10 protein-coding genes are annotated in these 11827 nt (G+C 63.4%); 1 reads left to right on the top strand and 9 read right to left on the bottom strand.

What is annotated here, in order from left to right; translation table 11 throughout:
• Nucleotides 1–8 precede the first annotated feature (8 nt).
• The 9 genes from BKP54_RS07605 to BKP54_RS07565 all read right to left on the bottom strand — a co-directional run bounded on the left by BKP54_RS07605 (nt 9) and on the right by BKP54_RS07565 (nt 10947).
• Entirely contained in the window at nt 9–1103 is a 1095-nt protein-coding gene (locus BKP54_RS07605) for a DUF917 domain-containing protein (RefSeq protein WP_025428509.1), read from the bottom strand.
• A complete protein-coding gene (locus tag BKP54_RS07600) occupies nt 1100–2230 on the bottom strand; it encodes a DUF917 domain-containing protein (RefSeq protein WP_025428508.1) in 1131 nt (376 codons plus the stop codon). Before BKP54_RS07600 ends, BKP54_RS07605 begins: the two co-directional genes overlap by 4 nt.
• Nucleotides 2223–3782, bottom strand: coding sequence for a hydantoinase/oxoprolinase family protein (locus BKP54_RS07595; protein WP_057211333.1), 1560 nt, complete (start codon nt 3780–3782; stop codon nt 2223–2225). Before BKP54_RS07595 ends, BKP54_RS07600 begins: the two co-directional genes overlap by 8 nt.
• Nucleotides 3783–3831: 49 nt before the next feature.
• The gene (locus BKP54_RS07590; protein ID WP_084814339.1) at nt 3832–5499 is read right to left on the bottom strand and encodes an ABC transporter ATP-binding protein; all 1668 of its coding nucleotides are present in this window, start codon (nt 5497–5499) and stop codon (nt 3832–3834) included.
• 4 nt (nt 5500–5503) lie between these two features.
• On the bottom strand, nt 5504–6364 hold the full coding sequence (locus tag BKP54_RS07585) for an ABC transporter permease (RefSeq protein ID WP_025428505.1): 861 nt from the start codon (nt 6362–6364) through the stop codon (nt 5504–5506).
• Nucleotides 6364–7392 (bottom strand): ABC transporter permease, encoded by a 1029-nt coding sequence (locus BKP54_RS07580; RefSeq protein WP_025428504.1) that lies wholly within the window; start codon nt 7390–7392, stop codon nt 6364–6366. Before BKP54_RS07580 ends, BKP54_RS07585 begins: the two co-directional genes overlap by 1 nt.
• 184 nt (nt 7393–7576) lie before the next feature.
• On the bottom strand, nt 7577–9925 hold the full coding sequence (locus tag BKP54_RS07575; protein ID WP_084814338.1) for a LuxR family transcriptional regulator: 2349 nt from the start codon (nt 9923–9925) through the stop codon (nt 7577–7579).
• Between the two features lie 123 nt (nt 9926–10048).
• Nucleotides 10049–10654 carry a LysR substrate-binding domain-containing protein gene (locus tag BKP54_RS07570; protein ID WP_158071677.1) on the bottom strand — a complete coding sequence of 202 codons (606 nt, stop codon included), beginning with the start codon at nt 10652–10654 and terminating at the stop codon, nt 10049–10051.
• Nucleotides 10651–10947: a LysR family transcriptional regulator gene (locus tag BKP54_RS07565; RefSeq protein ID WP_084814336.1), complete on the bottom strand. Its 297-nt coding sequence runs from the start codon at nt 10945–10947 to the stop codon at nt 10651–10653. The genes BKP54_RS07570 and BKP54_RS07565 overlap by 4 nt, the downstream gene beginning before the upstream one ends.
• Before the next feature lie 110 nt (nt 10948–11057).
• On the opposite strand from BKP54_RS07565, the gene BKP54_RS07560 reads away from it, so the two are divergent.
• On the top strand, nt 11058–11768 hold the full coding sequence (locus BKP54_RS07560; protein ID WP_084814335.1) for an SDR family oxidoreductase: 711 nt from the start codon (nt 11058–11060) through the stop codon (nt 11766–11768).
• Nucleotides 11769–11827 lie beyond the last annotated feature (59 nt).

Below are 11827 nucleotides of genomic sequence, written 5' to 3'. Positions count from 1 at the left end.
AGTCGCCCTTAGGCGGCCGGATTGAGCGCCTCGACCGGCTCGTAGGCATGGTCGTAGCCAAAGTAGCCGGGGCCGGCGAGTTCGAGCCCCTTGGCCGTCCGCCACTGGCGATCGCAGGGAAGTCCGGTGAACTCGACCGTCAGGCCATAGCGCAACTGCTCGGTGGTAACGGGCAGCCCGCCATCGGCGTCGAGCGCGCAGATGAGGTCCGGCGTCGAGGCGATGACCTGTCCCCCATCGCCGCGGGCAACCAGGAACTCGTTCTGAAACGCGACTTCGAAGGTGCGGCCGGCAAAACCGTCGATGCCCTTGAGCAGGGCCCTCCCCCGCGCAAAACCGCCGGTCGTCGCCCGGTCGACATCGACGACGCGGCCGGTAAACAGATGCCGACCGTCGAACTGCTCGCGAAGCGCAATGCCGGGATGGCGCTTGGCGGCGCGCTCGGCCGCGATCGTCTCGCCGATACCCTTGATGAGACTGAGCGTGCCGCGCAGGATCCCGGCCTTCATCTGCGCGCCTGTCATCGGATAGGCGGCGACAAGGCTGGCGCCGCCCATCTGGATCGCCTGGACGCGGGCCAGCCGTTCGGTCCACAGGTTCGAGACCGCATTGATGATCGAGCTGTTGCCCTTGTCATCGGCATGAACCAGCGGCGTGGCGCTGATGTCATGCATGGTAAAGCTCACCATTTGCAGCTCGGGAAAGGCGCGGCCCATGCCGTCCCCGTCAATCAGCGGCAAGCCGGTTGCGGCGGCCACGGCAAACGGGATGGTCGAGTTCAATCCGCCGGCTTCCACGCAGATCAGGGCATCGGCCTTGCGTCCGAGAAACCTTTCGAGCTGGCGCAGCGCCTCCAGCGCCTCGTCGCCGCGTGGCAGTTTTTCCACCATTACCGTCGGCGCACCCATCATGAAGACGGGGACGCAGAGCGCGTCATCGGCGATGGCATCGGGCTGAACCACGCGAACCGGACCGTTCGCCTCGATTGCAGTTCGGGCCATCAGCTTGCCGATATAGGGATCGCCGCCGCCGCCGGTGCCGAGATAGGCACCGCCGATGGCGATCGCTTCCATGTCGGCAGCGGTAATGAGCCGCTCGCTCATGGCTGCATCTCCTCGATCGGCTTGAAGGTGATGTCGTCGAAGCCGAAGGCTTTCGGGCCGACCACCTCAAGCGCTGCAGCCGAGCGCAGCAGCGAATGGCAGGGCAATGCCACGATCGCGACGCGCTGGCCGTAGCGCAGCATTTCGGTGGTGATCGCGTTGCCGCTGTCGACATCCAGAACGATGATCAGATCCGGCACCGACACTTCGACTTCGCCGTTGCGGCTGAAAACGAGGTTTTCGTTCTGGATCATCACCGAGGCGGTGTCGCCGTTGAAGGCATCGATGCCGGCAAGCTTGGCTTCACCGATGACGAAACCGCCACGCAGATGGCGTTCGAGATCGACGATCTTGCCGGAGAAAACCTGTCGGCCGTTTTCCTGGGCGCAGATGGCCGCAACCGGATCGGCGTGCTCGCGCCGCGCCTTCAGCACTGCCCGCCCGAGCGAGACCGCCTGGGTGTAGGAATGCGGGATCGAGTACTTCTTGAGGAAGGCACCCGTCATCGGCGCCGAGGCGAGTGTCGATGCGCCCCCTTGCGAAACGACGCAGGCGCGCGCCATTCGCTCGTGCCAGAGTTCGGATGCCGCGTGCTGGAACAGGACGACATTGCCGTGCAGGTCGCACATGACGCTCGGGGTCGAGCGATGACCGTAGATCGAGAAGGTGGTCATCTGCATTTCCGGGAAGGCGCGCCCCATGCCGTCGCAATCAACGACCGGCAGGCCGGCAAAGGCGGCCGCGATCAGCGGCTCCATCGAATTGGCGCCGCCGATTTCTTCGCAGACGATCGCGTCGATGGCGATACCGAGATGCTCTTCGAGTGCGCGAACACAACGCAGGCCTTCGCGCCCTTCCTTCAGCCGCTCATAGGCAACGACCGGTGCGCCGATCCCGCCGAGCGAGATGCAGCGCGCATCGTCCGCCAGCCGGTCGAGCGGCAGGATCGACAGGCTATAGCCGCTTCGCATCGCCAGTCGCGCCCGCAGTTTGCCGATGTAAGGGTTGCCACCGCCGCCGGTGCCGAGAATACCGGCACCGATTTCCAGCGCCTCCAGGTCCTCTTCGTCGAGCACCCAGAGATCGGACGGATCGTAGTTCAGGGCCTTCAGTGCACGCTCAGCCATGGAAGCCTCCCATTTCGCCGACAACCTTGACGTGGATGCGGGTGGCATTCCCCGGCAGATAGGCAAGCGGCACGTCCTCCCGCTCGATGACCTGGATCGTTTCGGCGATGGCGCCGGCCGAAAGCGCACGTTCCGTCGCTTCCTGCTCCGCCTGCTTCAGGCAGATTTCGCGCGTCAAACCCTTTTCGAGCGCAAAGACGCGATCGACTTCGCCGCTGATCTGGGCGATGGCCGCACCGACCGCATTGGCGACGGCGAAATTCTCAGGTCGGATGACCTCCAGATCCCCAAGCCTGTCCGGCATCAGGATCGAACCACCGCCAACCGCGATGACCGGGATCGGATCGGACGAGACGCGGCTGCGCTCCACCGAGTTTGCCAGCATCGACACGATCCGGGCATGAGCCTTTTCGGCCAGCGCCCGGTCGAGATGCGCGACCTTGGACGCATCGCCGATATCGGCCTTGCCGAGTGCGACGGCGATATCCGTCGTCGTCAGGGTCTGGCCGCCGAAGACCAGCGCCTCCTTGGCGATGCGATAACCGACCGATTGCGGGCCGACCGTAACCTCGCCATTGGCAAGTTCGCGCACCAGCGAGCCGCCGCCAAGCCCGATCGAGAACACATCGGGCATGCGGAAGTTGGTGCGCACGCCGCCGACGTCGACAATTGTCGCCGCCTGGCGCGGGAAGCCGTGGTGCAACGCGCCGACGTCGGAGGTCGTGCCGCCAATGTCGACGACGATCGCCTCCTTGCGGCCGGTCAGGAAGGCTGCGCCGCGCATCGAATTGGTCGGGCCGGAGGCGAAGGTCAGGACAGGAAAGCTTCTGACCGTGGCAGCCGCCATCAGCGTGCCGTCGTTCTGGGTGATGAAGAACGGGCAGGAAAGCCCGGCATCCTTCAGCGCCTTGGCGAAGGCGTCCACCGTCTTGGCCGCAAGCGACAACAGGCTCGCGTTCATGATGGCGGCGCTTTCACGCTCGAGGAGCCCGATGCGGCCGATGTCGCCGGAGACGACGATCGGAAGGCCAGGGCAATGTTTTTCGATGACAGCCTTGGCCCGCTGCTCCATCTCGGCGTTAATGGGGCTGAAGACGCAGGTGATGGCGGCGGCCTTGACATTCTTGAGGCGAATGTCGGCGGCGATGCGGATCAGTTCCTCTTCGTCGAGCGGCGCGATGGCACGGCCGTCGAATTCATAGCCGCCGCGCACGAGATAGGTGTGATGGCCAACGGCCTCGGCGAGATCGTTCGGCCAGTCGACCATCGGCGGCAGGCAGGCGGTTGCCGGGAGGCCGAGCCGGATGGCGGCGACATGGTTGATGTGCTTGCGCTCGATCACCGCATTGGTGAAATGCGTCGTGCCGATCATCACGGTGCTGATCTTGGAGCGAGCGATGCCGGCCTTGGCGATCGCACCTTCCAGCGCTTCGATGACGCCTGACGTCACGTCTTCCGTCGTCGACGCCTTGACGCCCGACAGCACACTCCGTCCTTCCATGATGACGGCGTCGGTGTTCGTACCCCCGACATCTATTCCCAATCGATACACGGACAGTCTCCTTGTTGGCGGGCCTTCGGCCCTGTTTACTCGTTCGGCCTCAGGCCGTTGATCTCACCAGGAAGCGCGCTCTCTCCTCGACGCTTACCGTTGGTTTCAATGCTTCCTCCTCGTCGCTCATCACCGGAATCGCCGAGATGAGCGCGCGGGTATAGGGATGCTTGGGGTCGGCAAAGACATCCGCCGTGCGCCCCTCCTCGACGATCTCGCCCTTCAGCATGATGGCGATGCGGCTGCAGAAATTGCGCATCAGCGAAAGGTCATGGGAGATGAAGAAATACGTCAACCCAAGCTCGTCCCTGAGGCGTTGCAGCAGGGCGATGACCTGCTTCTGCACCGAGACGTCGAGCGCCGACGTCGGTTCGTCGAGAACGATGATCTTCGGCTCGGCCGCAAGCGCCCGGGCGATCGCCACGCGCTGCTTCTGCCCGCCCGAAAGCTCGTGCGGATATTTCGAGAGGTGGGCGGACGGCAGATTGACCAGCGCCATCAGTTCCTCCATCCGCACTGTCGCTGCCCTGCCGCGAAGACCGACATGGCTGAGCGGTACGGCCAAGGTCTGCGTCACGGTGCGTTTGGGGTTCAGCGACGTGCCGGGATTCTGATAGACGATCTGGGTCAGCCGTTGCGACGCGCTTGCCTGCGCAGGCGAGCCAACGCTGATCGTGCCGGAACTCGGCGCAATCAGCCCCATCACCATGCGGGCAATGGTGGTCTTTCCGGAACCGGATTCGCCGGCGAGGCCAAAGATCTCGCCCTCGGGCACCGACAGCGTCACCGGCTTGACCGCCTCGTGGCGCTTCATGCGGCCGAGGAAGGGCTTTTCGACATAGACCTTCCCGGCCCCTTCGAGCGTGATGATCGGCGCATTCGACGAAACCGGCTGATCAACCACCTTTGACCCGTAAAGCGGCGGGATCGCATCGATCAGATCGATCGTGTAGCGCTGCCGCGGCGCCTGGAAGATCTGGCGCAGATTGCCGCTTTCGACGATCTCGCCATGACGCATGACGAAGACGCGATCCGCCGTTTGCCGGACCACACCAAGATTGTGCGTGATCATCAGCAGGGAAAGGCCCTCGCTGTCGACCAGCCGGTTGATCAGCTTCAGGATTTCGTCCTGGGTGGTCACATCAAGCGCCGTGCCGGGTTCATCGGCGATCAGCAGTTGCGGTTGATGCAGGAGCGCAAGGCCGATCAGCACGCGCTGGCGCATGCCGCCGGAAAGCTGCGAGGGATAGGCGTCGAAGACCCGTTCCGGATCCTGGAGCTGCACGCGGCGAAGGACCTCGAAAATGCGCTGCTTGCGGTCTTTCGCCGAGCTTCGGACGCCATCGCGCCGATCGGCGTAATACATGACGTCGTCGAGGTGCCGGCCGATCCGGAATACCGGATTGAACGAAGACAACGGGTCCTGCATGATGATCGAGAACGCCGTGCCCTTCAGCGCTTCGCGCTCGCGGCCAGGCATATCGAGCACCCGTCTGCCGTCATATTCGATGTTGCCGCTTTCGATGCGGGCATTGTCCGGAAGCGTACCGAGGATCGCCTTTGAGGTGACCGACTTGCCCGAACCGGTCTCGCCGATCAGCGCCACGCGCTCGCCCCGGCCGATCGCGAAGGAAACATCCTTCAGGATATGCTGGCGGCGGCCATAGGTGGTGAAGGCGATATTGAGGTCTTCGACCTTGAGGAGAGGAGTGCTCATCGTCTCAGGCCTCCACATCGAACATGTCGCGCAGCCCGTCGCCGAGCAGGTTGAAGCCGAGCGTGGCGTAGAAGATCGCAAAGCCCGGGGCCAGAACCTCCCACCACTTCTCCGGCAGGAACTGCCGGCCGTCGGCAACCATCGAGCCGAGGTCCGGTGTCGGCGGTTTCACGCCGAGGCCGAGGAAGGAGAGCGTCGCGCCGAAGAGGATGACGAAGGCAGCATCAAGCGTCGTCTTCACCGAGATGACCGAGATGCAGTTCGGCAGGATCTCCTTGGCGAGGATGTGCAGGTGGCTGGCGCCGGCGAGCCGCGCTGCCTCGATATAGTCTTCCGCCGCGATCGACTTCGTGACGCGATAGACAAGGCGGGCATGCCAGGTCCACCAGAGCAGGGTGATCGCCAGCATGGCATTGACCAGATTGGGCTCAAGCACGTTGCCGATCGCCAGGGCCATCACCAGCGGAGGGATCGCCAGCATGATATCGGTAAAGCCGGTTAAGAGCCGCTCCGTCAGGCCGCCGGCATAACCGGCGATCATGCCCAGCGCCGAGCCGATCGGCACTGCCACGCCAAGCACGCCGATGACGAGCAGCAGCGACACCCGGAAGCCGAAGACCGTGCGCGAAAAGATGTCGCGACCGGCCTTGTCGGTGCCGAACCAGTTGTCGACATCCGGCGGCATATGACGGTTGCGGAAGTCGACGACGGCGCCGACATGTTCGGGAAAGCGCGCAATCAGCGGCGCGAAGATGGCCATGGCGATGACCGAGAGCACGATCAGCGCGCCGATCACGGCGGCCGGATTTCGGCTGAACCGGTACCAGGTCATGTAGCCGGCGGACAGGCGGGTCGTATCCTGCATCAGCGGGCCTCCTTGAAGCGAAGCCGCGGATCAAGGATGCTGATGATCAGGTCGATGACGAGATTGGCGGCGATGAAGAAAATACCCGAGACGAGGACCACCGCCATGACGGCGTTGAGGTCTTTCTGCAGGATGGCGTCGAGACCGTAGGAGGCAAAGCCGCCCCAGGAGAAGACCATTTCGACGACGAAGGCGTTGCCGATCAGCGAGGCAAATTCGAGCCCCATGATCGTCAATGGCGCGATCGACGAAAGCTTCAGCAGATAGCGAAACACGATGACGCGGTCCGGCACGCCGAAGGACTTCAACGTCAGCACATGATCGCGACGCTGATGATCGATCATGGCCGAGCGGGTGATGCGGGTGATCTGGCCGATACCGGCCATTGCCAGCGCCAGCGCCGGGAAGACCAGATGCTGAAGCGCGCTCAGAAACACATCCGGGCGGCCGGCAAGCAGGCTGTCGACCAACAGGAAGCCTGTCGGGCCAGCGGGCGCGCCGAGCTGGAAATCGACCCGGCCGAGAGTGGGCCAGGAAGGGAAATGATCCGCGGCAATGATCTGCAGGGTAACCGCGAAGAGAAAGCTCGGAATGGTGACGCCGATGAGCGAGAAGAAGCGGCCGCTATTGTCGATCCAGCTGTTTCTGTAGCGCGCCGTCAATACGCCAAGTGGCACGGCCACTGCGAAGATGATGACGATGGTGGCGATCACAAGCTCCAGCGTCGCCGGCAGGAAGGTGGCGATATCGGCGCTGACTTCCCGATCGGATACGATCGAGCGCCCGAGATCGCCGGTCACCGCATGGCTGACATAGCTCACATACTGGGTGACCAGTGGCTCATCGAGCCCCATGCGCTGCCGGAGCTGGTCGACCTGCTCCTGGGTTGCGCTCGGACCGAGCGCCATGCGCGCCGGATCGCCCGGCACGATGCGGGCGAGGACGAAAATCATCAGCGACAACACGAACAGCACCATGAGGAAGCCGACCGCGCGCCGCGCAAACAATGCGACGTAATAATTGCCCATTGGCAACCCTTTCCCCTCGGCCGGTTATCGCCCGGCCTGTCTGCCGCTTTTTGCGGTCGAGGGCAGTTTCAAGCCGAAAGGGTCGTTTGCACAACGGCTTGAAAGGATAGGTTTTGACAAGAAAGGTATAGGTTTTGTTCTGGCCCACGAAGGAATGGCGCATATCATGCCGGCTGCAACCTGGTCAGGAAATGACGCCGAGTGCCTTTGCCGCGGTAATCGCTTCGCGCCGACGACCGCAGCCAAGCTTGCGATAGAGATTGCCGAGATGGAATTTCACCGTCGCTTCGCTCAAGCCCAAAGCATGGGCGATGAACTTGTTCGACGCTCCCTCCGCAATCATCAGCAGCAGACGCGTCTCGCGCCGAGTCAGGCCATTCTTTTCGCCGAGCGTCGTGTTGGGCAGGCCGGTATCGCGCAGGCGCCGCATGATCTGCTGCGCGGTGGGCGTCGTCTGCAGGAAATCGCTGATGCGCCGGTCGCCCGTCAGCTCGCGCAGGAATTGGCGCTCCTCCGAGAGTGGCGCGATGGTGCCGAGCCGGGCTGCATTCTCGAAGGTCTTCTGCAGGATGGAGCGCGCACTTGTCAGATTGCGCCGGCGGCGGGCGACATAGGCCTGCCAGACTTCGATGCACAATCGCTGACGGCCGGTCAGGTTGAGATTGCTGGCCATAGCGGAGAGCTGTCGGTCGAGATGGACGCGACCCGGCATTTCGAAGACGATGTGGCGCAGCCAGACGACGGCCAGCGCGATCTCGTCGCGGTCCTGCAGGCGGGTCAGTTCGTCGACGGCCGCCTCCACCCAGGTTCTGTTGATGCGAGCCTGCACGGAAGCGAGCTTTTCCGCAGCCTCCTGCCAGCGGTTGCCGTTTTGAAGAATGACGGCGTCCCGGACCTCGATCATCAGGCGGAACTGCCTGTTGTAGACCTGATAGGCACGCCAGCGATCGAGGAAGCCTCGTGCCGCAATCATCGAAAAATGCTCGCTCAGCGCCTGGCTGCCGTATTGAAGCGCGAATTCGATCAGGCTCGGCCAGATCTCCCCATGCGAGAAATCATCCATCTCGGAGGTCAGGAAGCGCGCCAGCGGCTCGGGCTTGCCGTCCTCATATTCCACACAGGCCTCCAGCAGTGCCAGCAGTCGTTTGTCCATGGGGCTGTCGAACGGTACGCGCGACATCTGTTCAGCGGCATCGACAGCATTCTTGCGCGCCCGCACCGCGTCACCGCTCATCAGATGCATCATCGCCTGGTGCAGGTTGATGTAGAAACACAGGAGCGGCACGCCAGCACGCTCATAGTGGAAGAGCGCACGGTCGGCGATGTCCTGCGCGACAGCGAACCGCCGTCGCCGGATGTAGAACTCCAGGATCGAATTGTAGATGCTGCCGCGCTCCAGATCGGCGTCGAGCGGAAATTCCGACAGAAGCGTGGTCGATTGCTCCAGCAGGTCGTCGCCAAGCACGACATCCTCGTAAATGAGCATCACCAGGCGGAAGGAGCGGAAGGCCGCCGAGAACGCTGCACGGTCGCTCAGCACCTTCTGCACATTGTTGGCGCGCGATCCGTAACAATCGGCAAGCAGCCGCTGCGCGCGCAGGACCTCGCCGCGCTTCAGCGCCTGCAAGGCAAGCGCCGTCACGATGCCTTCGTTCTGCGCCGCCAGCTCGGCCGGAAACCCGGCGAGAACCCGGTCGAACGCCTCGGAACCGTGGAAAAAGATGTAATACCGCCCGAAGGCCGCAACGAAGGCGCGAACTGCCAGTTCGTGAAGCCCGGCGCGCTGCAAGACAAGGATCGCTTCCGTCTGCATGCCGTGCGCGGAATAGGCCGCCGAGATCACTGGTACGCGGGCGCCATCCTCGAGCCGTTCGGCCAGCACCATGTCAACGGCTGCGGCAAGCACACCGCCGATGCCGGTTGCCTGCAGATAGGCAGCGCTGGCCAACGGCTTTGCCGCCTGCTGGCCAAGGCTGAGCTGGACGAGCTCGGAATCTGCCATTTCGCGCAGGACATCGTCTGCCAGAAAGCGGATGACCGCCGCCTCGCCTCGCGATTGCCGGCCCAGCAGCCTAACCAGAAACGGCCATCCTCCTGTTTCGGCCAGCAGCCGGGCCGCCTCGGTCTTACCATAAGATGTCTCGAGTTCGTCGAGCGAGAAGCAGAGGTCGTCAGTACCGAGGCAGAGCGCCTTGCCATAGGCAATCGCCCGATCGAGGCCGAGAAGCCGGGTTCGCGGTCGTTTGGCAATCACGACACGTCGGCCCCCGTCCTGCCAGCCGGCAGCAACTTCGGCCTCATGGACGTCCGACGGCACGTCCCAGAGCAGCACCTCGCCGAAGGTGTCTTCGCCAGGCGGAAGCACCGATCGCCATATGGGACATTGAAGCTTCGACGCCAGCTGAGACAACAGCGTCGATTTCCCCATGCCCGCAACGGCGTCCAGAACAACGATCGGCTCCGCTGCCGTTGCGATGCGCCGCAGGAGGTCATCTCGCCGGATGTCGATCGCTTTGTGGGACGTATCAGCCATTCATTATCTGCCCGTCGGGATCTGGGCCCGGTTATCGCCGAAACCTAGTCAATGATGCTCGGGTTAGAAAGACCGAATGGACCGGGCGACTTGCGTCGCGACCGCTTTATCCGCCACGCCGTTTCAGAAATCGCGAAAACAATCGACCAATGCGTCGACCGCGATGCGCAAGCGCGGGGTCGTGCCGAGCCGGTGCGGCCAGAGCGCGTAGACGGGAAGAGGTGTCGGCGCATAGGCTTCGAGGACGGGAGCCAGACGACCATCTGCGATCGCGTCGGCAACGATCCAGCCCGGCAATTGCACCAACCCGTGTCCACGGCAGGCGGCGTCCGCCATCAATGCGTGATCAGCGATGCTGAGGGTGCTGCGCACGTTGATGTGCCTCGTCTGCCCGGACTCAGTAAACCGCCAGCTCTCGGCTACAGGCCCTCGGGATTGTGTTACGCAGAGATGCGCAGCGAGCCCCGAGGGGCGCGACGGCGTCCCGTGCCTTGCCAGATAGTCCGGCGCGCCGCAAACCGTCAGGCGTTGCTGGCCGAGCTTCCTGACCATCAGGTCACCCCCACCAGCGAGCTCGCCGACGCGCACGCATAGATCGATATTCTCCTCGACCAGATCCACAAGCCGGTTGGTAAAGGCAATATCGAGTTCCAGCTTCGGATAGTCGACTGCCAACGCGATCAGACTAGGCGCGGCAATGCGCCGACCGAGCAGCTCCGGCAAGCTCACTTTGAGCCGGCCGGCCGGCTCCTCCATGCGCGAGGCGAGCGCGCCTCGACGGCGGCCAGTTCCGCCGCGGCGCGTTCGCAACCCTCCAGGAACACCCTGCCCTCTTCGGTCAGCGCAAGGTGACGTGTGCTGCGCTGGAAGAGCCGCACGCCCAACCGCCCCTCGAGCCGCGAAACCGCCTTGCCCACCGTAGAGGTGGAAAGGCCGAGCCGCTCCGCAGCTTCTGAAAAGCTCGAGGACCGCGAGGCCTGCATGAAGGCCCTGACAGCACTGAGATGATCGCCGGGAAGCATGGCACACTCCAGAATTTAAATCGCAGGTACTGCGAGACGTGTTCTCATAAGCGATTTTCAATCGCGGATATAGTGTCACCCAGCCATTCACATCTCAGGGATCCGACAGAATGAGAAAGCAGAGAGTAGCAATCATCGGCGGCAGTTCCGGTATCGGCCTGCGTGTTGCCGAGCGCGCCATCGACCTTGGCGCAGAGGTGGTCATTGGCGGGCGCGATCCGGAAAGGTTGCAGCGCGCAACGATCAAGCTCGGTCCGAAGAGCCGCGCCGTCGTTGTCGACAATATCGATCAGGACTCCTTGCGCCGTTTCTTCGAACAATCCGGCCCGATCAATCATCTCTTCACACCCGGCGCATCCTATTCGCGCGGCCGAATCGACAAGGCGTCCGACGACGTCGCCGAAAGCTCCTTCCGATCGAAGTTCTGGGGCCAGTATTACGCGGTGAAGCACGCCCTGCCCTATCTCGGCAAGAACGGGTCCGTCACCTTGATGGCGGGCGCCTATAGCGTCAGGCCGGCGGCAGAAGGTGCCGCCTATGGCGCCTGCAATGCCGCGATCGAAGGTCTCGGGCGGGCGCTCGCCGTCGAGTTGGCGCCGATCCGGGTGAACGTCATTTCACCAGGGACGATCGATAGCGACCTATGGCGCCGCCAGCCCGACGCCATCAGGGAGGCCTCGTTCTCGAGCTACGCCGAGGCCGCGCTGCTGAAACGGGTCGGCACCACCGACGAGGTGGCGCATACCGTCATCTACCTCATGGAGAATGGTTTCATGAACGGCTCGACACTCTATCCCGACGGTGGCTTTGCGTTGCGTTGACGAAGCCGCCGGGAGCAGCCGCTGATTGGCTGCTCCCAGCACGCCAACACCATTCCCAC

Source organism: Ensifer sp. 1H6 (assembly GCF_001976035.1).
GTDB classification, from domain to species: Bacteria; Pseudomonadota; Alphaproteobacteria; order Rhizobiales; family Rhizobiaceae; genus Ensifer; species Ensifer canadensis.
The sequence above is the reverse complement of the archived record's forward strand: the minus strand, read 5'-3'. Positions and strand labels throughout refer to the sequence as shown.

Bases quoted from the DNA above. Each gene is read 5' to 3' on its own strand.
- BKP54_RS07605 (WP_025428509.1), bottom strand. From the start codon at position 1,103: ATGAGCGAGCGGCTCATTACCGCTGCCGACATGGAAGCGATCGCCATC.
- BKP54_RS07600 (WP_025428508.1), bottom strand. From the start codon at position 2,230: ATGGCTGAGCGTGCACTGAAGGCCCTGAACTACGATCCGTCCGATCTC.
- BKP54_RS07590 (WP_084814339.1), bottom strand. From the start codon at position 5,499: ATGAGCACTCCTCTCCTCAAGGTCGAAGACCTCAATATCGCCTTCACC.
- BKP54_RS07585 (WP_025428505.1), bottom strand. From the start codon at position 6,364: ATGCAGGATACGACCCGCCTGTCCGCCGGCTACATGACCTGGTACCGG.
- BKP54_RS07580 (WP_025428504.1), bottom strand. From the start codon at position 7,392: ATGGGCAATTATTACGTCGCATTGTTTGCGCGGCGCGCGGTCGGCTTC.
- BKP54_RS07575 (WP_084814338.1), bottom strand. From the start codon at position 9,925: ATGGCTGATACGTCCCACAAAGCGATCGACATCCGGCGAGATGACCTC.
- BKP54_RS07565 (WP_084814336.1), bottom strand. From the start codon at position 10,947: ATGCTTCCCGGCGATCATCTCAGTGCTGTCAGGGCCTTCATGCAGGCC.
- BKP54_RS07560 (WP_084814335.1), top strand. From the start codon at position 11,058: ATGAGAAAGCAGAGAGTAGCAATCATCGGCGGCAGTTCCGGTATCGGC.